The organism is Pedobacter sp. B4419 (genome assembly GCF_059693725.1).
This window is the reverse complement of sequence record NZ_JCASSL010000001.1, coordinates 1,380,993-1,406,225: the sequence shown is the minus strand read 5'-3', so window position 1 is coordinate 1,406,225 and position 25,233 is coordinate 1,380,993. Positions and strand designations below refer to the sequence as shown.

The window sequence follows — 25,233 nt, the reverse complement described above, 5'->3', positions numbered from 1 at the left end:
AGATTTTTATCTATCGATTAATCGAATACTTATTTGTTGAAGTGCTCGATAATCAAATTGGCTAATTCTGTACCGATACGCTCTTGCGCCTCGTTGGTAGAAGCACCGATATGTGGCGTTAACGATACTTTTGGATGGCTTAAGATCGTCTGTAGAGGCGTTGGCTCGTTATCAAACACATCTAAACCTGCAAAAGCTACCTTACCCGAATCCAATGCCTCTATTAAGGCCTGCTCATCAATGGTACCGCCACGCGAACAGTTCACTACGCCCACGCCTGGTTTCATCGCAGCAAACTCAGCTGCGCCTAAGATAGGCTTGTCCGCAAAAGGCGTGTGCAAAGAAATAAAATCGCTATTGGCAATTACTTCTTCCAAGCTCACGGTTTTAACTAGAATATCAACTTTAACACCGCCTTGGAAACTCAAAGAGATGCTGCCATTGTAAGGATAAAGATCATAGGCCAATACATTCATGCCTAAGCCCAAAGCCAAGGTAGCAGTTTCCCTGCCTATGCGGCCAAAGCCGATAATCCCTAAGGTCTTGCCTCTTAATTCGGTTCCTTTGGCATAGGCTTTTTTAAGGTCGTTAAATTTGGTATTGCCTTCTACCGGCATTTTCCGGTTCGAATCATGTAAGAAACGGATCCCTGTAAACAAATGTGAGAAAACCAGTTCTGCTACCGATAAAGAGGAAGCTGCCGGCGTATTCACCACAGCAACGCCTTTGCTACGGGCATATTCTACATCAATGTTATCCATGCCTACACCGCCCCTACCAATCAATTTGATGTTTGGGCAGGCATCGATCAGTTCTTTTCTTACTTTGGTTGCACTGCGTACGGTAATGCCATCGTAGTTTAACAAGGCTTGCGCCAACTGATCTTGAGGAATGGTTTGGGTATCAACAGTGATCCCGGCATCTTCCAGTAATTTTTTTCCAATTGGATCTATGCCATCATTGGCGAGTATCTTGATCATAATTTATTTAGCGTATTTTTCTTCAAAGGTTTGCATTAAATCGATTAGCGCGTGTACGCTGGTAATTGGCAGTGCGTTGTACATAGAAGCCCTGAAGCCGCCTACACTTCTGTGCCCTTTTAAGCCTTCGAAGCCATTTTCGTCGGCCAATTTCAGGAATGCTTTTTCCAGTTCTGGATTTTCCATCACAAAGCAAACGTTCATTCTCGAGCGGTCTTCAACGGCACAAGTTCCTTTGAACAATGAATTCCTATCAATTTCGGCGTATAGCGCTTGTGCCTTGGCTTTGTTTTCTTTTTCGATTTCGGCAACGCCACCTTTAGATTTTAACCAGTTCAGGTTCAACATCGCTACATAAATCGAAAATACCGGTGGCGTATTGTACATTGAGCCGTTGTCCAGGTGCTGTTGATAATCCAACATAGAAGGAATGGCTCTTCCGGTTTTGCCTAAAATCTCGTCTTTTACAATCACGATGGTTAAACCAGCAGGGCCGATATTCTTTTGTGCACCCGCATAGATCAAATCGTATTTAGAAACGTCGATTACACGGCTCATGATATCTGAAGACATATCGCAAACAACGGGTACTTTGGTTGCTGGCAAATCGAACATTTCTGTTCCGTATATGGTATTGTTAGAAGTGCAGTGGAAATAAACACTGTCTTCTGGAATGCTATAATCTTTAGGGATAAAAGTGAAATTGGCATCTTTAGACGAGGCCACTACATTTGCCTGTCCAAAATACTTCACTTCCTTAATTGCCTTATTGGCCCAAACACCGGTTTCTAGGTAAGCCGCTGTTTTGCCTTCTGGCAACAAGTTCATCGGCACCATTGCAAACTGCATGCTGGCTCCTCCCTGCAAAAACAAAACGGAGTAGCCCGAGGGTACATTCAAAAGCTCTTTTACCAATTTGTTGGCTTCCTCGATCACCGCTTCAAACTCGGGGCTACGATGAGAAATTTCCAAAATTGATAGTCCGTCTTTAAAATCTACAACTGCTCTAGAAGCCTGTTTAAATACTTCTTGAGGTAAAATGCAGGGACCTGCTCCAAAATTGTGTCTCATTTTTATTTGATTTTTTTGTTAGTGTAAATTTAACACTTTCCCTCCTAATTATTGACGGTTTTTGAACTTTAAGATCAATTTAAAATTGAACTGTCGGCCGGTTAAATAATTAGGTACGGCATAGTGTACATTGTCAACATCTTTCAACCACAAATAAGATACGGTGTTATTGACGTTGAGCAAATTAAAAACTTCTATATAAGCAATAAACGAACTAAAATATTTATCCAATAATTTAGGTTTTCGCAGTGCGGCATCGTCTAAAAAATCCTTAGAAAAACCAATGTCAACCCGTTTATAGGCAGGGATTTGGAAGTCGTCTGAGTAGTGGTCGCTCTGTGGCGAGCCAATTGGCAAACGCGATCCGTACAACAGGTTCAAATGTACTTTATAGGTCGGACTTTTCAGCAATCTATCCTGAAAAAATATCGAAAAATTAACACGTTGATCGGTTGGCCGTTTCAAGTAGCCTGGATAGATAGTGGTCAATTGGCCGGATGCATCTTTTTTGGTGAACGAATCGCCAATAATATCCTGATCTGCCCGCATAAACGAAAGCCTGAAATAGGATACCAAATCCTTCACAAACTCCCCTCCTATGCTAAAATCAGCTCCATAAGTATGGCCTTTGGCAGTTTGATCAGACAGGTATTTGATCCTTACGTTATCAATCACATAGGGCACCAAACGATCTGCAAACTTGAAGTAGGCTTCGGCACTGAATTTTAAGCGTGTACCCAAGCCATCGAAGGCATAATCGAAACTGGCCGAGGTATTATAAGAACGTTGCGCCTTTTGGTTGAGGAATAAAGAACCGTCATAAGCCCTGATACTGCGGTAGGTTGGCGCCTGCTGGTAAACGCCTGCCGTAAAGCGGATGATCTTGTTATTGCCCGATGGCCGATAAGCGAGCAATAACCTCGGGCTCAGCAAAAACTGCGTATTTAAGCTATTGTAATTGCCGCGTACGCCAATTTGTAAATCGGTATTCTTGGTCAGGCTGTAACTGTCTTGGATAAAGGCGGTGTAGTTAAAAATATCGACTTTGTTTTTGGCATTGATGGATTGCTCCAAATAGAATTTTTTCGAATCATAAGGCAGAATATAACCTGCTGAATCCGTTAAATGGTATTCGCTAAGCTCGTCTCTAAACCTATTGTATTCGAACCTCACTCCCCAAGAGAAAAGGTGGTTGTTAAAATTCTGGTCTAATTTAACTTCAGAACTATAAGCTTGCGAATTAAGGCTGTTACGGGCATAGTTAAGGTAAGTACCCACTCCTCTATTTGCCCTAACCGGCGTAAATCCACCTCCGTTAAAGCCAGGTTCCAATTCATCAAAAACATAACGCCCTTCAATGTCAAAACGTTCGCGCTCCTTGGTATTAAAATAACTGTTGATCCATTTGATAACGATGCTGGGGTGTGGACTAAAAATAGCCGTCACAGCGGCACCAGAAGTCCTGTAGGTATCTATTTCTTGGCCATTGTAGGCAATGTTTAGGCGCAATTGGGTATCTAAGGTACCGAACTGGGTTTCGCGGTCTTCGGGCACCAATTTAAACTGCCCCACGTTAAAATTGCCCATTGCACTCAGGCTAAACTTATCCGAGAAATTGTATTGGTACAGCACCTGTGCATCACCAAAATTGGGATTATAGCTGCCTTTGTTATCCTGTTTGTTCAGCACATTGCTGTTGTTTTTATAGCGCAGGCCAGCCAACAAAAAACCTTTGGGCTTTACATATTTAGCGGTGAGCGAAGTGCCCAAAAACCCGGTAGTCAGCAACAATTGGCTGCTATCTGGCCGATCATACCTTACATCCAACACCGACGACAGCTTGTCGCCGTAACGCGCCTCAAAGCCTCCTGCAGAAAATTTTGCCCGGGTTACCAAATCGCCATTGATAAAACTGAGCCCTTCCTGCTGGCCATTCCTGATCAATATGGGCCGGTTAATCTCTACATCATTTACATAAAGCAAGTTTTCGTCGAAACTGCCACCCCTTACGCTGTATTGAGAGCTTAATTCGTTATTGGTTGAAACGCCGGGCAGGGTTTTCAAAATAGCCTCAAAATTGCCCGATACCGATGGCAAAGAAGGCAAATCGGCAATATTAATGGTACTGGTATTGGTGAGTTGGTTTTGCCGATTGGTTACTGTAACCTGCTCCAATTCGTTGATATTGGGAATAAGCGTAATATTCCTAACCAACCTCCCGGCTATCTTTTCGTTAATTTTAAGCAATACTGGTTTGTAACCCAGCAAATTATATTTAATGGTAAACGAAGTTGTCTTTGAATAAATGGTGTAGCTGCCATCAACAGCCGTTAAAGTAGATTCTTGCTGGCCGAGCACCGAAACGGTAACCTGTTGCAAAGGATCGTTTTTAAAGTCTGTGACCACTCCTGTAACCCTAACCATTGGCTGTGCATTTGCCAAAGCAAAGCTCAGTAACAAGGCCAGAACAGACAGGTAGGTTTTGAGCATAAAAGCGAGGTTAGATTTGTTGTGTGCCCACTTCAACGCCTTTCAATTCGGCAATCATTTGAACGGGATCAGGTGCGGCGAAAATGGCATTGCCCGCAACAAAAGCATTGGCACCAGCGGCAATTAAACTGCCAATATTCGAAATGCCAACTCCCCCATCAACTTCTATAATCAACCCGGGATTGATTTGGTTGGCCAGCTGTCTTAGCTCTTTTACTTTAGTTAGGGTTTGAGGAATAAATTGCTGTCCGCCGAAACCTGGATTTACCGACATCACCAAAACCAGGTCGAGCTCGGTTAAAATATCCTTAAGCAGGCTTACCGGCGTATGCGGATTAATAGCCACGCCAGCCTTGCAACCCATACTTTTAATCAGTTGCACCACCCGATGCAAGTGTACACAGGCTTCGTAATGAACCGTAATCACATTGGCGCCGGCATTGGCAAATTCCTGTACATACCTGTCAGGATCAACAATCATCAGATGCACATCAAAAGGTTTCTTCGCGTATTTTTTGGCTGCCGTAATTACCGGAAAACCAAAAGAGATATTCGGTACAAACACACCATCCATTACATCTACATGGAACCAATCGGCTTCGCTGTTGTTGATCATTTCAATATCGCGTTGCAGGTTGGCAAAATCAGCCGAAAGTAAGGATGGGGCTATGATGTGTTTCATTTTATATTTACGTCATTGCGAGGAAGTATGACGAAGCAATCTTTCTTTGATTTATCAAATGAGATTGCTTCTCCCGATATAAAATCGGGATCGCAAAGACGATTTCTTTTTTAGTTTATTCCAATACCTGCAAGTTACAAAATCATTTGAAACAAAGTAAATTCCAACAAAAAACCCTTCCAGTAAACTGAAAGGGTTTAAATTATTTATGCGTCGACTCGAAGAGTTCGTCACCCCAGACTTGATCCGGGGTCTCTCTCGAGGTAGATCCTGAAACAAGTTCAGGATGACGCCTCTAAATCTATGCTTGTGGCGCAGCTTCCGGTTTTGGAGGCCTTGGCAACAACACTTTACGAGAAAGTTTCATTTTGCCTTGTTTATCCACATCCAATAGCTTCACTTCAATGATATCACCTTCTTTGAATACACCGTCCATTGTTTCTAAACGGGTCCAGTCGATTTCAGAGATGTGCAATAAACCATCTTTTCCTGGCATAATTTCAACGAAAGCACCAAAAGGCATAATCGATTTTACTTTACCGGTATAAACCTCACCAATTTCTGGTTTGGCCGCAATAGCGCGGATACGGGCAACAGCTGCATCAATAGCCGCTTTGTTATCGGCAAATACCTCTACGATACCTTTGTTATCAACCTCTTCGATTGAAATACTGGCACCGGTTTCGCGTTGCATTTCTTGGATAATTTTACCGCCTGGTCCGATAACCGCACCAATAAATTCTTTATCGATGGTTAACGAAACAATACGAGGTGCATGTGGTTTGTAGTCTGATGCAGGCTCGCTGATGGTTTTCTTCATCTCGCCCAAAATATGCAAACGACCTTCTTTAGCCTGGTTCAAAGCTTTGGTTAAAACTTCGTATGACAAGCCATGGATTTTCAAGTCCATTTGACAAGCAACAATACCGTTTTCGGTACCCGTTACTTTAAAGTCCATATCGCCCAAGTGATCTTCATCACCCAAGATATCAGAAAGAATGGCATATTTACCAGATTTGCTATCGGTAATCAAACCCATGGCGATACCAGAAACTGGCGCCTTGATTTTAATACCTGCATCCATCAAAGCCAAGGTACCCGCACAAACGGTAGCCATTGATGATGAACCGTTAGATTCTAAAATATCAGAAACGATACGGATGGTGTATGGATTAGCTTCGCCAGTTGGCAATACTTTTTTCAACGAACGCATCGCCAAGTTACCATGGCCAACCTCACGACGGCCTACGCCTCTGTTCGGTCTAACCTCACCAGTTGAGAAACCAGGGAAGTTATAGTGCAATAAGAACTTGTTATAGCCATTGAAGAAGGCACCATCAATCATTTGCTCATCGTCTTTGCTACCTAAAGTAACCGAAGTTAATGATTGGGTTTCGCCACGGGTAAATACGGCTGAACCGTGAGCGGCCGGCAAATAGCCAACTTCGCTCCAGATTGGACGGATTTGTGTAGTTGAACGGCCATCCAAACGGATGCCTTCATCTAGCAACAAATTACGTACGGCATCATACTGTACATCGTGGTAATATTTTTTGATCAAGGCTTTGGTCAAATCAGGAGTATCTTCAGCCTGATTGTCTAGCATATCGTTAATGATTGCTGTAAAAGCCTCTGAACGAGCTTCTTTGGTACTTGCAGATTTAGCTACTTCGTATACTTGTGCATAAGATTCTGCATATACTTTTTCGCGCAATTCGGCATCGTGGTCTTCGTGGCTGTACAAACGTTTCATCGTTTTGCCAGCTTCTTCTTGCAATTCTAATTGAACCTTGCATTGAACACGGATCGCTTCGTGTGCAAATTTGATGGCTTCAACCATTTCTTCTTCTTGGATTTCGTCGGCTTCACCCTCTACCATCACAATATCGTGGTGAGAACCCGCCACTACGAATTCTAAAGTAGCACGCTCTAAATCGCTTACATAAGGATTGATGATCAGTTTGCCGTCGATTTTAGCTACACGTACTTCTGAAATTGGTCCGTTAAACGGAATATCAGAAACTGCTAGCGCTGCCGAAGCTGCCAAACCTGCCAAACAATCAGGCATAATGTTTTTATCAGCAGAGATCAAAGAGATCATTACTTGTGTATCAGCATGATAATCTTCTGGGAACATCGGACGCAAAGCCCTGTCTACCAAACGAGAAATCAAAACCTCATAATCAGATAATTTTGCTTCACGGCGTAAGAAACCGCCTGGGATACGGCCAGTTGCCGCGTATTTTTCTTGGTAATCAACCGATAGTGGTAAAAAGTCGGTACCTGGTTTGGCACCTACCGTAGATACTACTGTTGCTAGCAACATGGTATCGCCCATTTTTACAACCACAGAACCATCGGCCTGCTTGGCCAATTTGCCTGTTTCAATTTCTACAATTCTTCCATCGCCCAAGTCGAACGATTTTTTTATTACATTCATTTACAAATTGTTGTGATGCATTTTTCCTCTTTGAAACACATCTTGTTTATATATTTATTTTTCTTGTGTTAAACTAAAAAAGCCACTCTTAACGAATGGCTTTTAATGATAAAAGCTTATTTAATGATATCCCTAAGCTCAAGAGCTTTGATGATAGCACGATAACGCGCAATATCTTTTTTGTATAGGTAAGCTAAAATTCCGCGACGTTTACCTACCAATTTTTGAAGCGATAACTGAGTAGAGAAATCTTTACGATTTTTCTTCAAGTGCTCTGTTAAATGCGCAATGCGGTAAGTAAACAATGCTACCTGACCTTCTGCAGAACCTGTGTTGGTTTCTGTTTCGCCGTGTTTTTTGAAAATTTCGGCTTTTACCTCTTTACTTAAATACATTTCTTGAATGATACTAAAGTGTTTATAAATTAATTAATTGTGGCGCAAAGATAAAGTATTTTTATCGATTCGCAAAGCAAAAACGTTTTGTCAAAATTTAAAATACCGAACTGAATATTAACGAGTTAGAATGGATCAACATCCCCAACGATCAATTGCTACAGCGCACTTAGGATTTCTTGGCTTTTTGTGCCATCATTTTCTTCTTGCCCGCCATAAACAAATCGAAGCATTTTGACTGGTAGTCCTCAAACACCCCCTCGTTAAAGTTGCTCAAATAGGTTTTAGGCAAAACCATTTTACGTTTGATTGTCGGAATTTTATTGAGCATGTTCTCGTGGAGATCAAAATAGTTCCAGTCACCGATGTAATCGTTGGTGAGCAGGTTTACACTCGATTCGCCGCTCCCATCATTGGCTGCATTGCCAAACTCGTAGCGCTTCATGCCGATCAAACGTATTTGTGCTGTTTTGGGTTCATAGCGAAACTGGCAGCTAAAGCCGGCGCGCATCCAGTTGGTTGCAAACTTAAAGCCCGATGAAGTAGCTTCTACACGCGAATTTTCACCCGAAAGCTCGATGGGCTTACTGTTAACCGGCTTGAATTTTTGGAGTGATAACTTACAAACGATAAGCGAACGGCTTACATCAATGTAAACCGTGTCTTTTATGTTGTCGTTATCCAAGTCTTTCACTAATTTCTCCTGTGCCCCAACCAGATGAGTGGCCAATAGCATTAGTAAGATTAAGAAACCAAATTTCATGGTCATACTTTCAAATTTATCAATGCAAAATACGATAAAAATTAAATTAGCAATACGATCCTCCCCCTGCCCCCTCCAAAGGGGGACAAACATGACGATCAAAGAATTAACTAATCTTCATATCCCAAATTGCCGAGCTTTTCTTCGCCCTTGGCGCGTTCTTCGCTAAATGGGCCATCGCTGGGCAAGGATTTAGGTTTGTTGTCTCCTCCCTTAATGGCTTTCTTGTTACTCGTTAAATCGGTTTCTATTTCTTCGTTGCTGGGTCTGGATACCGGATCTGGACTGTTTTTTGGATCTGTAGCTTTCATAAAACAAGAATTGATACTCAACTAACCCTTGGGCAAGCGAAAAGTTTTGTCTAAAAGCGGTCAGTAAAAAAAGATGTTAAAACATATTTACCGCTCTTAAGGTTTATGGTCTCAAAAGCTGAGCTTATGGAAACCATATTCATTTTAGCCCTTCCCATCGCCTGTATTGCCTGGACCTTTACCAAAGAAGAGGTATTTAGAGAAATAAGGGAGTTTTGCGTCAACAAATCAAAGGGATGCAAGCACCTTTACCAACGCAAGTTTTTCTATCTTTTTACCTGCGAGTATTGCTTTAGCCATTATGTAACGGTTTTCATGTTGTTCATTACGCAATACAAGCTGCTTTATCCCGATTGGCGCGGCTATGTGATTTCTGGTTTTGCACTGGTATGGATAGCCAATGTGTACATGAGCATTTACAACCTGATCAGGATAGACCTGAAGAAACAGAAAATCATCGCCCAGAAAGAAGAAAGCGACCTGCCACCAAAAGACGAAACTTAAATTTGATTTTTGTAGCTTTGCCCAATGCCAGAATTTGTTGAACTCGACGACTTTTACAAGAACGCATTGCGCCAAACAAAAGAACCCATCAGAAATGAAGTGGGCCACTTTAATATCTTTAAAGTAGAAGATTTGCGCTTAGCAGCCAATAAGCCCGTGAGCTACAGCCGGCGCGACTTTTTCAAGGTCAGTTTGGTTACAGGACACAGCAAAATCCATTATGCCGACCAGTCTTTCGAAGTAACCGAAAGTGTAATGGTTTTCACCAATCCAATGGTTCCCTACTTCTGGGAAATTATAGACGAAGACCAAAAAGGCTATGTCTGCATTTTTACAGAATCATTTTTCAGCAAGTTTGGCAACATAGTTGATTATCCCGTTTTTCAGCAGGCCAGCACAGCAGTAATACCTTTATCAAAACTTGAAGCAGAAAAATACAAGACCTTATTTGAAAGAATGTTAAGCGAATTGCAGAGCGACTACTTATATAAATACGACTTGTTGCGTAACCTCTTAATGGAAGTGGTGCACGAAGCGCAAAAACTCAGGCCTTTGGCTGGCCATAAACATGCCGAATCGAATGCATCGGAACGCATTGCAGGCCTATTCACCGAATTGCTCGAACGCCAGTTTCCCATAGAATACAGTAACCAAACACTCAAATTGGCTTCACCATCGTCCTTTGCTACGCAGCTCAATGTGCATGTGAACCACCTCAACAAAGCCTTAAAGGAAACCACCGGACAGACTACCTCTCAGCTCATTAATGCAAGAATTGCCCAGGAAGCCAAAATTTTGCTCAGGAGCACCAATTGGACCATCGCCGAAATTGCCTGGACCTTGGGCTTTGAGGAACCCAATCATTTTTCGAGCTTCTTTAAAAAATGGACAAAAGCAACTCCTAAAAAATTCAGGCTAGATAAAATTGATTGATTTTTATACTTTTTGGTTTCAATTCTGTAGCACCTGAACAAGGTTTTCTCCGGAAATTTGTCCTATAAAAATTCAATCGAATATGTGGACAAAAAACAATATCCCAGACTTATCTGGAAAAACAGCCATGGTAACCGGTGCCAATACGGGCCTAGGCTTTGAAACTGCATTGGCATTATACGAAGCCGGTGCACATGTGATTTTGGCTTGCCGCAATCAGGCCAGTGCCGAAGAAGCCATGGACCTCCTTTGGCAAAAAGGTGGCAAAGGCACATTAGAATTAGGCATTTTAAACCTAGCCAGTTTACAGGCAATTGAAGAATTTGCAATCGGCATTAGGCAAAGACACAGAAAATTGCACATCCTCATCAACAATGCAGGTGTAATGATCCCGCCAGCCAGCAAAACCGCCGATGGCTTTGAACTGCAGTTTGGCGTTAATTTTTTAGGTCATTTTGCATTGACAGGCCATTTGTATCCCCTGTTAAAAAGCACTGATGGGGCTAAAGTAGTAACCGTAAGTAGTTTGGCCTATTTAAGGGGCGAAATCAACTTCGACAACCTGAGATCAGAAATAGATTACGATCCGATGCGCGAGTATAGCCAGAGCAAACTTGGCAATATCTTGTTCTCGCTCGAACTGCAACGTAGGATTGAGCAAGCTGGCGACAAAATAATTTCTATTGCTTCGCAGCCGGGTGCCAATAAAACCGACCTGATCAGGCACATGAGCGACGACGAATACCAGGAAGCCTTGAAACGCTTTGGCGTATTGATGGAGGCCTGGCAAGGTGCGTTGCCAGCTTTATACGCGGCCACTGAGCCCAAAGCATTGGCAGGCAGATTGTACGGACCCGACCAAGATGGCGGCGTAAGAGGCTATCCGGCCGAGGCCGAAATCATACCAAAAGCCTTGGACGAAGAACTGGCCAAAAAGCTTTGGAACTGGGCCACTATAGCCAGTGGCATTGATTTTCCGGTTTAAAATACTTGAGAAAACATTTCTAGCCTACAAAAAGGTCCACCGATTGCTATTGGTGGATTTTTTTATTTAGCCGTCTTCACACAAAATATCATCATCAGAAAAGCAAAGACGGTACTATTCCGGTCAATGCAGTCCTGCTATCCGCTTTACTTCGTGTCCGCTCCTATCAGGTTTAGCCAACTTGGGCTGGTAGTGCTATCAAAAACGCCTATCTTAGCTAAAAATCGAAGCAATACATGGCAACTTTAAAAAACGGCGACAACTGCAAAGTAACCGGAGGAACACACAAAGGCAAATCTGGAACGGTAAGTAATATCAATACCAGCAAAACGGGGCACATAACCCTAACAGTTACCCAAGCAAACGGTGTAAGGTTTAAAACGCTAGCAAAGAATGTAGAAGTGCTTGAAAGCCTATAATAGTTACCAACATCAAGAAGCTCAGATGGGCGGTGAGGACACCGCCCATTAGCACCCGATAGAGAAGTGCTTGAAAACCTATAATAGTTGCCAAACACTAAGGAAATTGTCAAGAAGCTCAGATGGGCGGTGGGGACACCGCCCATTAACATCCGCCCGCTAGAGGTGGGTGTCCCCACCCACCTTATAGATAACGGTTTCTAAAGCAGGTTGAATAAACCTCTCTTGCTGAGATATTTAAAACAGAAGCCTCTGTTTTGATGAGGCTCCTTGCCAGGTCCTCACTAGAGAAGTTCTTGAAAACCTATAATAGATGCCCAACCACTAAGAAAATACCAAGTGGGCGGTGGAGACACCGCCCACTAAAACCCGCTAGAGGTGGGTGTCCCCACCCACCTCACAGAATAGTCGCTAAAGCAGGTCGAGCAAGTCTTTCTTGCTGAGGGATTTAAAAACAGATATCTATGTTTAATGAAACCGCTTGCTAACCCTCGCTAGAATGGGCGGTGGAGACACCGCCCACTAACACCCGCTAGAGGTTGGTGTCCTCACCCACCTTATAGATAATGTTCGCTAAAGCAGATCGAGCAAACCTTTCTTGCTGAGGGATAAAAAAACAGAAGCCTCTGTTTTAATGAAACCGCTTGCCAACCCTCGCTAGAGAAGTGCTTGAAAACCTATAATAGATGCCCAACCACTAAGAAACTACCAAGTGGGCGGTGGTGACACCGCCCACTAACATCGCTAAAGGTGGGTGTCCCCACCCACCTTATAGATAATGTTCGCTAAAGCAGATCGAGCAAGTCTTTCTTGCTCAGAGATTTTAAAACAGAGCTGTTTTGATGAGACTGCCTGCCAACCCTCGTTAGAGAAGTGTTTGAAAACCTATAATAGCTACCCAAACACTAAGAAACTGTCAAGTGGGCGGTGTCCCACCGCCCACTAACACCCGCTAGAGGTGGGTGTCCCCACCCACCTCACAGAATAGCCACTAAAGCAGGTCGAGCAAATCTTTCTTGCTGAGGGATTTAAAAACAGAAGTCTCTGTTTTGATGAGGCTGCTTGCCAAGTCTTTTTTATGTGCCTGCATAAGCATGATTTTCTCTTCAATGGTATCTGGACAGATCAGCCGGACTGCCATTACATTCTGGTGCTGCCCAATGCGATACGCCCTGTCTATCGCCTGGTTTTCAACTGCGGGGTTCCACCAAGGATCGATCAGGTAGATATAAGCAGCCTGAGTGAGGTTTAAGCCCACACCACCAGCCTTAAGACTAATCAGAAATACCCTAACCTCCTCATTTTGCTGAAAGGATTCGACAACAGCCTCACGGTTCTTGGTTTGGCCGGTTAAATAGGCGAATGAAATATGACGTGCCTCTAGTTCGGCCTTTACCAGGTCTAGCATGCTCACAAACTGTGAGAACACCAAAATCTTATGGTAGGGCGATTTGCTCTCAATCTGTTCGAGGAGCACATCCATCTTGGCCGAGGCATTGCCATAATATTTTTCCTCGCCCAAAATGCTCGGCGAATTACAGATCTGTCTCAATTTGGTAATGCCCTGTAATACATGCATGCTGCTTTTGGTCAGTTCATCCTCGGCCGTACCCAAAATGTAATCCCTAATTTCGGTTCGGCATCCTTCGTAAATTTCGCGCTGGTGCTTGCCCATTTCGCAGTAAATTACCATCTCCGTTTTATCTGGAAGCTCTTTTGCCACTTGGGCCTTGGTGCGCCGCAACACAAAGGGATTGATACGGGCCTGCAGTTCCATTGCCCGTTTTTTGTCTTTGAACTGGTCAATAGGCACCGAATACAGCCTTTTAAACTGCTCCCTGCTTCCCAGCAATCTCGGACAGGCAAATGAAAGCTGCCCATAAATATCAAAAGTGTTGTTCTCTATCGGCGTTCCCGTCATGATGATCTTATTGCGCGATTTGAGCAGTCGAGCCGCCTTATAGCGCTGTGAATCTGGATTTTTGATGGCCTGCGACTCGTCTAGAACGATATAATTAAAAGAATAATCCTTTAGCCAACGTACATCAGACAAGAGTGTGCCATAAGAAGTAAGGATGATTTCGTATTGATCAAAGTCATCGATCAGTTTGGACCTTTCGGCACCGTAAATGGTCAATACTTTTAGAGAAGGTGCAAACTTTTTGATTTCCTGCAACCAGTTGAATACCAGCGAGGCAGGCACCACCACCAGGTTGGTGTTTTTGACAGCCTTTTCCCGCTGAGAGAGGATAAAAGCCAATACCTGAACCGTTTTGCCCAAGCCCATGTCATCTGCCAAACAGGCTCCAAAATTAAACTCATCCAAAAAATTAAGCCAGTTTAAGCCCTCCTGTTGGTAGCTGCGCAGGGCAACCTTGAGTCCTTTTGGTGGGGAGATGCTTTCGATGGTGTTAAAAGCCTCCAGTTTTGAACGGTACAATACCAGTCGTTCTATGGCCTCCCGATCTAATTGCGTAGCCTCATACAGGGCTTCAACTGTAGCAAAATTGATGTGTGGCGTACGGAGCACGTCTCCCAACACTTCGCCTGCACTAAAATACCCCTCTAGTTTCTGTAACCATTCGTCGGGAATGATGCCCATGGTTCCATCGTCTAACAAAACAAACCTATTCTTGTTCCTGATTGATTTATGCAGGTGTTTAAGCGAAAGCAGCTGTTTGTTGAACTGTACTTTGACTGCGGTTTCAAACCAATCGATACCGCTGATGACGTGAATGGCTACCTCTGCTTTATAAGGGCTCAATTGATTGTCGCGAAGCGCGTTAAAGCCCAAAATGGCAATCCCATTGCTTCGCCAAGCGTCAAACGCGTCGAGAAACCAAGAAGGTTCCATAAAGTGCTTGCGGTGGATATAAAAGCAGTCGGCATGGCGCTGTTCCGCAAATTCAGCCACTTGTTCCATCAAATAGGGATGCGATTTGGCAATGACCGTGATCAGTTGCAATTCTTTCTCTGCATCTCTCTCAATGGTAAACAACTTGCCTCTTTTGTCTTTGGCCTGGATCTGCTTCTGGGAGATCACCGGAATTTCCAAATTGCCATATTTCATTACTGGCGTGATCAGCACAAAATCCTCTGAATCGGATAAATAGACCAGCTGTTCGTTATCCAGGTCAAAGCCCTGTTCTATACGCTGCTTTTCGGTGGCCGGTTTGAGGTAGGCATAATTGATTTTAATCTTTTCTTCCAGCTTGGAAAGGATTTTTTCGCGAAACTCCTCATAGGCTTCCCTTTCTATTACCAAATTATTTTGATGTTGCTTAAAAAAATCGATGAGGCTTAAAAAATAAGAATCGCCAATCAGGTAAAATTGCTTGTCTAGTTGAACAAAATAGCGGTAATGAAGCGTAATGTTTGCTAAGGCATAGCTTTTCCCATCTAAATGGAGCAGACCCGAAATGGCAAAGGTATCCCCTCTTTCATCTACATCAAGCGTTAGACTGGGTTTTAATAGGGAAAATTTTGCGGGAATCAACGTACCGGCATTGACTGTTGCCGATTTTTTTTCGTCGAGTATATAAAAATCCAGCTTTAGCGGATTGGCGATGACGGCCTTCAATGCTTCAAAATCGGCTGCTGTTCTGCCATCGTCATAATTATTCCTGAAACGCGAAAGACCAGCCAAAAACTTGATTTCTTCTTGCTGTTCGGCCTTCCATATCCTGTCCATAGGGTCAAGAAACTGGAAAGGGTTTTTGAGTTTGCCATTCTTCCCCTTTTCCGCAGTGATCAGATCGATAACCAAATGCCTATAAAAACGATGCCTGCTAAACACCAATGCCATTTCATGATGATCAGACAAAGGCAAGCGGCTGTTATCCGTTTTAAGGATCGGCACAAATTTCTCGTAATCTATTTTATGGCTAGAGTCCTGTTCTTCCTTCATTATTGCTCAACCTGAACTGTTTAAACAGCTACACAAATAACGGTTAAAAAATCCGGACATCAGCAAAAACCTACTAAATAAATTAGCAAAAATTTAGCCTGTTTATTTCTCCTGCCTATTTCCCCCTCTTCCCTTTTCCATCTCCCCTCTTCCATCTCCCATTTTCCCTCTTCCTACCGTCTCTCTCCCACCTGTTGCCTCCACATTGAATAGTACAAGCCTTTTTGCACCAGCAGCTCGTTATGCGTACCTACTTCCGAGATCTTGCCTTTTTCCAGCACAAAAATGCGGTCGGCATGCATAATGGTCGATAAGCGGTGTGCGATGAGAATGGTCATGCGTTTTCTACTGGCCGAAATATCCCGAATGGTGGCATTGATGTCTTCTTCGGTCAGCGAATCGAGTGCAGATGTAGCTTCGTCAAAAATAAGCAGGTTTGGTTGCCTCAACAATGCCCTGGCAATGGAGATCCGCTGCTTTTCGCCACCCGAAAGTTTCATTCCATTTTCGCCCAATATCGTATCCAAGCCACCAGAGGCCTTTGCAATCAGGCTTTCGGCCGAGGCCTGCCTAATGGCGTCATTGATCTCCAAATCTGTAACTCCTGGCCTTACAAACAACAGGTTATCTCTAATGGAACCCGCATACAGCTGTGTTTCTTGCGTTACAAAACCAATTTGCCGACGCAAAGGATTGTACCTCACCGTAGCAGAATCGATATCGTTGAAATAGATATGTCCTTCTAAAGGCAGGTAAAGGCCAACCAGCAATTTAACCAAGGTCGATTTTCCAGAGCCTGAAGGCCCCACAAAGGCAATGGTTTCGCCAACATCAACTGCAAACGAAAGGTGATCGATGGCATTATAGGAAGCCGTTCGATGCCTAAACACCACATCCTCAAACCGCAGCCTTTCCAATGGTCCCACTTCAACAGAATCTACCGGTCTTTCTTCTATCGGTTTCTTCATCATGGCATCAAAAGTATGCATGGATGCATCGGCTTCCCTGTACAGGATGATCATGTTTCCCAGGTCTTGCAACGGCGTAAAAATGGCTACCGAAATAAACTGCATGGCGATCAGTTCGCCGGTACTGAGCACATTCCTAAAAATAAGCCAGAGCAGGATAAAAAGGATCGACTGTTTCAAAAGCGCCAGCATATTTCCCTGCAAAAAAGAAAGGAAGCTGACTTTGCGCGCCTTCACCATTTCTAGTTTATAGATATTCAAGGTCAGCTCGTTGAGCCTTCTGATTTCGGCAAAGGTGAGGCCCAGGCTTTTCACCAGTTCAATGTTCCGAAGGCTTTCGGTAATTACGCCCGCTTGTTTGTCTGATTGCCTGTTGATGGAACGTTGGATAAATTTAATCTTTTTCGAGACCAGTCCGGTTAGTGAACCCAAAAGTAGCACGCCTACAAAAAATACGGGCACCAATAACCAGTTTCTGCTGATGCTGTACCAAATCAGGAAGGCAACACCCACCAGCGAGGAAAACAATACATTGATAAAGGCATTGATAAAGCGCTCTGAATCTGTTTTCACTTTCTGCAGTACCGATAAGGTGGTACCGCTTCTGCCCTCTTCAAATTCATGATAGGAAAGCCGGAGCGTTTGCTTCAATCCATCGTTAAAAATGTTCATTCCAAATCCGGCTACGGCTTTACGCATAAAATAATCCTGCAGGGCCTTAAACAGTTTGGATAATATGGCGATACCCAGCGCCAGTGCCAGCCAACCCGTTATTTCGCCTACCAAACGACGCTCGGTATAGCCGCCCATGTTGCCGGTAAAGCGATCGATGATCTCTCCAAAAATAATGGGATCTACCAAGCTGAGCGCCTGGGCAGCGCCAGCCAGCAAAAGCGAAAATAAAACCAGTGGCCGATGTTGCCTCAGGTATTTCCAAAGTAATTTCATAAATTTTCTGGCAACAATTAACCGGCCAAATCAAGAACCAAAAAAGGATAGGCTTTGTTTGAAATCAGTTCAACACAATGCAAACATATTTGGGAGGGAAATTGTTGTAGTTCAATAACCTGCAAAAACCAAAATCATGCAAAAGATAAGACCTTGCTTATGGCTTAACCACAATGTAGAGGAAGTCATTGAATTTTACAGTTCAGTATTCAAAAATGCTAAAGTGCTCCACAAAAGCTATTATCCCGACGATGCTCCGCATTTTGCAGGAGAGCTTTTGGTAGCCGACCTTGAAATAGAAAACCAACAATTTATGTTGCTCAATGGTGGTCCGAACTTTACATTTAACGAATCTGTATCTTTCTCCATTGAAGCCAATACCCAAGAAGAAATAGATTATTACTGGACCAACCTGGTTGCCGGAGGCGGCGAAACTTCGCAATGCGGCTGGCTAAAAGACAAATTCGGCCTGTCTTGGCAGGTTTCTCCAGCCATGTTGCCCGAGTTGCTAAACGACAAAGATGCAGCCAAAGCCAAACGCGTAATGGAAGCCATGATGAAAATGCAAAAAATCATCATCAAAGACATTGAAGAAGCGGCTAAGGGGTAGGTTGGTTGTTCGTTGCTCGTTGCTCGTTGTTCGTTGTTCGTTGATAGTTGTTAGTTGCTCGTTGTTAGTTGTTGGTTTTTTCGAACCTTATTAGGCGTATTACGGTATAGCGGTATTATCTAATATCTATTTACTATTACCTAACTCCTATTTCCCCCTAGCAATACTTCATTTTGGCTACTCTAAACTTCAAAATGGATACTTGTACCAGCTAGCTATTGCTGATTTTTGTGGAACAACATGCAAACCAACAAAGCAACAATGGATATCAAATCATTTATAGCCTCATGGATCGAGCTGGGCAATACCTTTAATGTCGATGCCTATTTGGAAAAATTTACAACAGATGCCATCCTCGACGATCCTTCTGTTGGACGAAAATTCATCGGCCACGAAGGCATTCGGTCTTATTTTATCAGTTATTTTATCGGGTATCAAACCCAGACCCGGCTTCTACAGTTAGAGATTAAAAGCGAAAGCCAGGCCTATTTGGAAGTAGAATTTACAGGAACCTTCCCTGAAGGAAAAATCAACGGCAGTTTTGAGCTTGATTTTAAAAACGGAAAGATCGCCGCAGCAATAGCAAATTTAATTTAAGCAAGCAACAATGGAAAACAACAATTTTGACGAAATTATAGCCCGCTCTTTGGCGCTAAGAGCACAATACCATGAACTTGAGCTTGTACACCATGGCAGCAAATGGTCGGTTGAAGAAGATGCTTTGGCCTTTTTAACGGATGCAGGCCTAGTGGGTCGCCATACCATGTCGCAACAGCAACGTTGGCCAAAAGCCGATACCGCTACCGAACTGGAGCATAAACTGGGCGAAAGCATTTGGTGGCTGATTGTGTTGGCTGACCGAATGGATATCGATATTAAACAAGCTGTTGGAAATTTCCTAAAAAACACCGAACAGCTCTTCAAATAATAGACGATAAAAATCCATCCAACAGGAACCTTAATCAGGAAATCAATATACCGGCAGGGTAAAATAAAAGGTACTGCCCGTTCCGAGCTGGCTCTCTGCCCAGATTGAACCTCCGTGCCTTTTCACAATTTCTGCACAAAGGTAGAGCCCAATGCCAAAACCGGCAATCCTCCTGATTTCTATGTCTTTTACCCGGTAAAAGCGCTCAAAAAGTCGAGAAAGGTCTTCTTCGCCAATGCCGATCCCTGCATCTCTTACGCTCAATTGTATATTTCCCTCCACTCTTTTGCAGTCCACATGGATTGCAGAACTGTCTGGCGAATATTTAACTGCATTGCTGATGAAATTCTGGATCACCTGTCCAATCTTATCGTAATCTGCAAACACCCAGGTTTCTTCAATCGGTGCAAAAACCACATGATGGCTGGATACCGTGGCCAAGGTTTCTTCTTCAATCTCCCGCATCAATGCCTTCATGTCAAATCTTTGCAGGTCGATATCTATCTTGCCAGATTCAAGGCGCGACACGTTTAAAAAGCCATTGATCATGGTAGTCATCTTACCAATCTGCTTTTCCATACGTTCCAACATGCCTTTGGCAAACTGGTCTTGGTGTTCCGTTGCTTTTTTCTTGAGGATCTGGATATATCCCTGGGCCGAGGTAAGTGGCGTTTTGAGTTCGTGGCTCACCATGCTGATGAAATCATTTTTGCGCAATTCGTCTTCTTTCATCTCTGTAATGTCAACCGCAGCGGCCACATGCCCGGCAAAAGAGCCATCGCTGTAGCGCCTTACCGAACCATCAACCAGCATCCACCTGTAGTTGCCGTCTTTATTCAGGAGCCGAAAACTATCGTGAACAGGTGCCTGCATCTCCATTGCTTCCTGGTAAACGGCAAGGTGCCTTTCCCTATCGTCGGGATGAAGCAGTTCTGCCCAGCCAAAGTTGATCAGCGCTTCCATGCTTTTGCCCGTCAGCTTGCTCCACGATTGGTTAAAGTAAATCGCTCCTCCTGTTTCATTTGACATGGCGATAAAAATATTGGTTCCTTCGGCCATATTCCTAAAACGGGCCTCGCTTTCGGCCAGGCTGATCTCAGACATCCTGATTTCGGTAATGTCTCTTGTTGTTCCGGCCACGGCTTCTACTTCGCCTCTATCGTTAATAACCGGTGTAAAAATATAATCGTAAATGCGGCTGCCCAAAATCGAGTGCGGAAAGGATACTTCGCCACGTATCGATTTCCTGGTAGCCACAACCTCGTCTATTTCGCGTTCGTGCATTTCGGCATGCCAAGGTTCATAGCCATTATCCAACAAGCGCTTACCGATGGCATCCTCCCATTTCTTGCCCCACATCTTGAGCAGGGCTTCGTTTGCATAGGTAAAGCGATAATCCAGGCTAAATACATAAATCAGGTCTGGCGTGCCTGAGGTAATGGCCTCATACAGCCTTTTTTGCTGTTCAGCTTCGTCTTTGGCTTCACTTAATGCCTGTTCGGTCTGTTTTCTTGGGGTAACATCATTGGCAGCTCCAAACCATTCGCTAATGTTTCCTTCCTCATCAAAAATAGGTACGGCCCTTGATAGTGTCCAACCCGTGGTACCGTCTGCCCTTTGCACTTTGTGTTCCAGCTGGAACATGGTTTTGGTGTCGATCGCATGGGCAATGGCCTCTTCTACCATTTTCAGGTCTTCGGCATAAATGTACTTTTGTTTCCAATCGCTGATGGGTTCGCCGGTATCCAACAAAAATCCACTGCTATTTAATTGTCTCATCACACTCCAGTCTGGACTCATGCGATAGATAACATCTGAAGTGGCCGTTACCAATGAACGGAAACGTTCTTCGCTCTCGGTAAGCCGAGGATCATGATGAGCTGCTTTTGATGTGGTGTCCATATTTAGGAATTGGAATACAAATTAACAAAATAGCATGAAAACATAAAAAAGTGCAGCGATGATTTGTACCTTTGGCGCTTAAATAACTACAAAATGACCGAATATCCTCCATGCCCACAATGTAAATCAAGCTATACTTACGAATTGGGAGACCTGCTCGCCTGCCCAGAATGCGGAAACGAGTGGAGCCTGGCAGCTAGTGAGACAGCAGAAGATTCATTAATCGTGAAAGACAGCAATGGAAACATCCTTCAGAATGGCGATTCGGTGGTTACCATCAAAAATCTTCCCGTAAAGGGCACTTCACAGAGCATTAAGGCCGGAACCAAAGTAAGGAATATCCGTTTGACGGATGGCGACCATAACATCGACTGCAAAATAGATGGATTTGGAGCCATGGCGTTAAAGTCCGAATTCGTAAAAAAGGCCTAGTCCTTCAGCCTTGCTTTTAGCTAAGGGCTGACAAAATCCTTCCACTTATCCGCTGTAAATAGGCATAAGCTTCCTTATGCCGTTGCCTTTGTTGGAGCTGACCAAGGCCTGACCCCAATTAGTCCCAATTTTATACAGGCCTACTTCGGAGTTTATTCGGATAAACCTGTACTTATTCCGACCAATGTCCGAACAAGCTCCGAACAAACCCCGAAGAAAGAGTGTTAACCAATAAAAGAATTGATGAGCTTTTATGCTTTGCTGCAACTAGCTTTGTCCATCAAATAAATAGCCACTATAGGCCAAGCCCTTGGCAACGCTTTTAAAGTTGTCGCCTGAGTTCATGGCAATATGCGGGAACCTGTTTTTAAACAATTTTTGAATGCTGCCCACCATTGAAGTACCGCCAGTTAGAAAAAGACTATCGATGTTTTTGGCTTCAATTTGATGTTGTAGCATAAACTCATCCAGGTAAGCCGAGATCCGGTCTACATCCTTTTTGATGATTTGCTCGTAATCTGAAAGCGGAATCTCCTCTTCAATCTCAATACCCCTATTGTGATAGCTAAATTTTGAACTGAGGTTATCGGAAAGCGTAATTTTGGTCTTTTCAATGGCCTGAAACACCGAATAGCCCAGGTTATTGTCGACAAGCGTAATCAGATTTTTAAATTTCCGGTCGTTACGCGAAAAATAATAATAGTCTTCGATTTCTTTTTTGATGCGCTGGCCATTAAAAAAGTTCATCTTTTCCCAAGAGCAAATATTTACAAAAAGCGATTTGGGAACGGTAAGCACCTTGCCTGGCGTGGCTTCGTATTGGGTATGCTTGCCAAAATAAGGCGTGCCTTTTTCCCACATAAACGACGAATCGAAGCTATCGCCACCTATATAGATCCCGCCTGTAGCCATCATGTCGTTTTTTCTGTCTTTGCTGCCTACCTTTTCCGGATCGAGTACCAAATAGGTAAAATCTGTTGTTCCCCCACCAAGATCGGCCACCAATACATTTTCTCTTTTGGCCAGTGTTTTTTCGTAGGCAAAGGCGGCGCCAATGGGTTCGAACTGGAAACGAACTTCCGTAAAGCCAGCAATTTCGGCAGCTTTGCTCAACCTGCTTTGCGCCAAGGTATCCTTTTGTACATTATCGTCGTCAAAAAATACCGGCCGGCCAATCACCGCTTTTTTGCAATCCTGTCCTATCAGTTCATCGGCACGCTCTTTTAGCTCCTTTAAAATAATAGCGACCAAATCTGAAGCATTGTACCTTTTATTGTGGATGCGGGTTTCTGTAAAACTGCTTCTGGAAAGGATTTGCTTGATCGATTTGATGAAACGGCCCCGCATGCCGTCGTTGAGATAGGCCGCAATAGCCTCTTCACCAACCACATAATTTTTGGCATTTCCGGCACTCAGCTGATGATAAAAGTAGATGAGCGAAGGAATAATAATGGTACTGTGGATTTCCTTTGAATCTTCGTCATAAATAGCCAATGCCGAATTGGTTGTTCCAAAGTCAATTCCGTATAAAAAATTCTTCATAAGGTGTGGGCTGAAAACAATAAAAATTACTGCGGGCCGCGAAATTATCAAAAAATAGCTTAGAAAAAAAATTGAACGGCAACGCATTTTTAAAGCCTCCTTTATTCCATTTTATTCACTTTGGTTGTAAAAAAACAAACTAAATTGGCTGCCTTTTGTTATTTGATTGAAAAAAATTGAATAGCTTGTTCATTCTTTCAATAAGTTGAAAATTCAATTGAATTTGCGAACCTGATAGAGGTAAGCAGACTTGACGCTAACTTGATTAAAAATTTATGCCAAAAAATAAGGCCTCAGCAAAAAAAGAAGATAACTTAACGTTTCAAAAAACGCCAACCGGAATAAATGGCCTAGATGAAATTACATTGGGCGGTTTCCCCAAAGGAAGGCCTACCCTTATTTGTGGCGGAGCCGGCTGTGGAAAAACGCTTTTTTCGATAGAATTTCTCGTAAGGGGAATTCAGGAATACGACGAGCCTGGCGTATTTATCGCTTTTGAAGAAAAAGCAGATGAACTGGCCACCAACGTAGCTTCTTTAGGTTTTGACCTTAAAAAACTTCAAAAGGACAAAAAACTACGCATCGATTATATCCATGTTGACAAAAGCGAAATTGAGGAAACAGGCGAATACGACCTTGAAGGACTATTCATCCGTCTTAATTATGCCATTGATAGCATTGGTGCGAAAAGAGTGGTGCTCGATACCATGGAAAATCTTTTCTCCGGCCTTTCTAATGAAGGCATCTTGAGGGCAGAACTGAGAAGGTTGTTCCAGTTTTTAAAAGACAAGGGCGTTACCGCCATCATCACGGGAGAAAGAGGAGAAAAAACATTGACCAGACAGGGATTGGAAGAATATGTTTCAGACTGTGTCATTCTGCTCGACCATCGGGTAGTGAACCAAATCTCTACGCGCAGGCTGCGCATTGTAAAATACAGGGGTTCTATCCATGGTACAAACGAGTATCCTTTTTTGATTGACGACGAGGGCATTTCAGTGCTTCCCGTAACGTCCATGAAACTTAACAAAAAAGTGTCGAATGAAATTGTGGGCACGGGGATCGAATCACTCAACAATATGCTTGGCTTCGGCGGCTTTTATAGAGGCAACAGCATTCTCACATCGGGAACTGCCGGCACAGGAAAAACCAGCATAGCGGCCACCTTTGCAAATGCGACCTGTGAAAAAGGCGAAAGGTGTCTTTATTTTGCATTTGAAGAATCGCCCGCACAGATCATCCGAAACATGAAATCTATCGGGCTCGACCTGCAGCAATATGTAGACAAAAAACTGTTGCAGTTTTATGCTTCGAGGCCAACCATGTATGGTTTGGAAATGCATTTGGTGGCCATCCATAAAGCGATCCAAAAATTCAAGCCCAATGTGGTCGTTCTAGACCCGATTACCAACCTGATTACGGTTGGAAGCTTCAGCGATGTAAAATCGATGCTGGTAAGGCTCATCGATTTTCTGCAGGAAAACCAAATCACGGTGATGTTTACTGCCCTTACCTTAAATACGGTGATCAATGAGCAAACAGATGATGGGGTTTCTTCACTGGTAGATGCCTGGCTCTGTATCAAAGACATTGAAAACAATGGCGAACGAAACAGGGGGCTATATGTAATGAAGGCACGCGGGATGCAACATTCCAACCAGGTAAGAGAATTCATCATCACTGATCATGGACTCGACCTTGTTGATGTGTATATCGGTCCTGAAGGCGTATTAACCGGCTCGGCACGACAGACCCAGATGCTGATGGAACAAACCGGCCAAATGCTTCACAACAATGCCATTAGCAGAAAAGACCGTGAGTTGCTGCGCAAGCGCAAGCTATTGGAAGCGAAGATCGAAAGTTTAAAAACCGAATTCGAATCTGCCGAAGAGGAACTGAACAAAATTTACATCGAAGAAGACATCAAACGCGATGTGATGGACAAAACGCGTCAAGAGATGACGTCGATGCGCTTGGGCCAAAGAGACAAAAAATAACGAAAACGATAACGAAAAATAGATAG

Annotated in this window: 21 protein-coding genes; 9 read left to right on the top strand and 12 right to left on the bottom strand. The window is 43.5% G+C overall.

What is annotated here, in order from left to right:
- Positions 1-29: 29 nt before the first annotated feature.
- The 8 genes from AC570H_RS05585 to AC570H_RS05550 form a co-directional block, all read right to left on the bottom strand.
- Complete coding sequence (locus AC570H_RS05585) at positions 30-980, bottom strand: D-2-hydroxyacid dehydrogenase (RefSeq protein WP_497352556.1); 951 nt, start codon at positions 978-980, stop codon at positions 30-32.
- Positions 981-983: 3 nt separating this feature from the next.
- Positions 984-2,051, bottom strand: a complete 1,068-nt coding sequence (gene serC, locus AC570H_RS05580; protein WP_497352554.1) for a 3-phosphoserine/phosphohydroxythreonine transaminase — start codon at positions 2,049-2,051, stop codon at positions 984-986.
- Between the two features lie 48 nt (positions 2,052-2,099).
- A complete protein-coding gene (locus AC570H_RS05575) occupies positions 2,100-4,541 on the bottom strand; it encodes a TonB-dependent receptor (protein ID WP_497352552.1) in 2,442 nt (813 codons plus the stop codon).
- Positions 4,542-4,551: 10 nt separating this feature from the next.
- Positions 4,552-5,223, bottom strand: coding sequence for a ribulose-phosphate 3-epimerase (gene rpe / locus AC570H_RS05570; protein ID WP_497352550.1), 672 nt, complete (start codon positions 5,221-5,223; stop codon positions 4,552-4,554).
- Between the two features lie 301 nt (positions 5,224-5,524).
- Entirely contained in the window at positions 5,525-7,663 is a 2,139-nt protein-coding gene (gene pnp / locus AC570H_RS05565; RefSeq protein WP_497352548.1) for a polyribonucleotide nucleotidyltransferase, read from the bottom strand.
- A 116-nt stretch (positions 7,664-7,779) separates the two neighbouring features.
- The gene (rpsO, locus tag AC570H_RS05560) at positions 7,780-8,058 is read right to left on the bottom strand and encodes a 30S ribosomal protein S15 (RefSeq protein WP_497352546.1); all 279 of its coding nucleotides are present in this window, start codon (positions 8,056-8,058) and stop codon (positions 7,780-7,782) included.
- A gap of 169 nt (positions 8,059-8,227) precedes the next feature.
- Positions 8,228-8,827, bottom strand: a complete 600-nt coding sequence (locus AC570H_RS05555) for a hypothetical protein (protein WP_497352544.1) — start codon at positions 8,825-8,827, stop codon at positions 8,228-8,230.
- 104 nt (positions 8,828-8,931) lie between these two features.
- On the bottom strand, positions 8,932-9,132 hold the full coding sequence (locus tag AC570H_RS05550) for a hypothetical protein (protein WP_497352542.1): 201 nt from the start codon (positions 9,130-9,132) through the stop codon (positions 8,932-8,934).
- Positions 9,133-9,258: 126 nt separating this feature from the next.
- On the opposite strand from AC570H_RS05550, the gene AC570H_RS05545 reads away from it, so the two are divergent.
- From AC570H_RS05545 to AC570H_RS05530, 4 genes are all read left to right on the top strand, one after another.
- Entirely contained in the window at positions 9,259-9,636 is a 378-nt protein-coding gene (locus tag AC570H_RS05545; protein WP_497352540.1) for a hypothetical protein, read from the top strand.
- A 24-nt stretch (positions 9,637-9,660) separates the two neighbouring features.
- The gene (locus tag AC570H_RS05540; RefSeq protein WP_497352538.1) at positions 9,661-10,569 is read left to right on the top strand and encodes a helix-turn-helix domain-containing protein; all 909 of its coding nucleotides are present in this window, start codon (positions 9,661-9,663) and stop codon (positions 10,567-10,569) included.
- An 82-nt stretch (positions 10,570-10,651) separates the two neighbouring features.
- Positions 10,652-11,554: an oxidoreductase gene (locus tag AC570H_RS05535; protein ID WP_497352536.1), complete on the top strand. Its 903-nt coding sequence runs from the start codon at positions 10,652-10,654 to the stop codon at positions 11,552-11,554.
- A 236-nt stretch (positions 11,555-11,790) separates the two neighbouring features.
- A complete protein-coding gene (locus AC570H_RS05530) occupies positions 11,791-11,973 on the top strand; it encodes a KOW motif-containing protein (protein WP_497352534.1) in 183 nt (60 codons plus the stop codon).
- A gap of 991 nt (positions 11,974-12,964) precedes the next feature.
- Here AC570H_RS05530 and AC570H_RS05525 read toward each other — a convergent pair.
- Positions 12,965-15,880 carry a DEAD/DEAH box helicase gene (locus AC570H_RS05525; RefSeq protein ID WP_497352532.1) on the bottom strand — a complete coding sequence of 972 codons (2,916 nt, stop codon included), beginning with the start codon at positions 15,878-15,880 and terminating at the stop codon, positions 12,965-12,967.
- A gap of 173 nt (positions 15,881-16,053) precedes the next feature.
- Complete coding sequence (locus tag AC570H_RS05520; RefSeq protein ID WP_497352530.1) at positions 16,054-17,796, bottom strand: ABC transporter ATP-binding protein; 1,743 nt, start codon at positions 17,794-17,796, stop codon at positions 16,054-16,056.
- A 136-nt stretch (positions 17,797-17,932) separates the two neighbouring features.
- Between AC570H_RS05520 and AC570H_RS05515 the strand changes: the two genes are divergently transcribed.
- From AC570H_RS05515 to AC570H_RS05505, 3 genes are all read left to right on the top strand, one after another.
- Positions 17,933-18,406, top strand: a complete 474-nt coding sequence (locus AC570H_RS05515; protein ID WP_497352528.1) for a VOC family protein — start codon at positions 17,933-17,935, stop codon at positions 18,404-18,406.
- A gap of 261 nt (positions 18,407-18,667) precedes the next feature.
- On the top strand, positions 18,668-19,003 hold the full coding sequence (locus AC570H_RS05510; protein WP_497352526.1) for a nuclear transport factor 2 family protein: 336 nt from the start codon (positions 18,668-18,670) through the stop codon (positions 19,001-19,003).
- Between the two features lie 10 nt (positions 19,004-19,013).
- Complete coding sequence (locus AC570H_RS05505; protein ID WP_497352524.1) at positions 19,014-19,334, top strand: MazG-like protein; 321 nt, start codon at positions 19,014-19,016, stop codon at positions 19,332-19,334.
- Between the two features lie 42 nt (positions 19,335-19,376).
- Here the strand turns inward: AC570H_RS05505 and AC570H_RS05500 are convergent, their stop codons facing one another.
- Positions 19,377-21,236, bottom strand: a complete 1,860-nt coding sequence (locus tag AC570H_RS05500; protein WP_497352522.1) for a PAS domain-containing sensor histidine kinase — start codon at positions 21,234-21,236, stop codon at positions 19,377-19,379.
- Between the two features lie 93 nt (positions 21,237-21,329).
- Here AC570H_RS05500 and AC570H_RS05495 point away from each other — a divergent pair, with 93 nt between their 5' ends.
- Positions 21,330-21,668, top strand: a complete 339-nt coding sequence (locus AC570H_RS05495; RefSeq protein ID WP_497352520.1) for a zinc ribbon domain-containing protein YjdM — start codon at positions 21,330-21,332, stop codon at positions 21,666-21,668.
- A gap of 267 nt (positions 21,669-21,935) precedes the next feature.
- On the opposite strand, the gene AC570H_RS05490 is transcribed toward AC570H_RS05495, so the two are convergent.
- Entirely contained in the window at positions 21,936-23,210 is a 1,275-nt protein-coding gene (locus AC570H_RS05490; protein WP_497352518.1) for an Hsp70 family protein, read from the bottom strand.
- A gap of 275 nt (positions 23,211-23,485) precedes the next feature.
- On the opposite strand from AC570H_RS05490, the gene kaiC reads away from it, so the two are divergent.
- Entirely contained in the window at positions 23,486-25,207 is a 1,722-nt protein-coding gene (gene kaiC, locus AC570H_RS05485; protein WP_497352516.1) for a circadian clock protein KaiC, read from the top strand.
- Positions 25,208-25,233 lie beyond the last annotated feature (26 nt).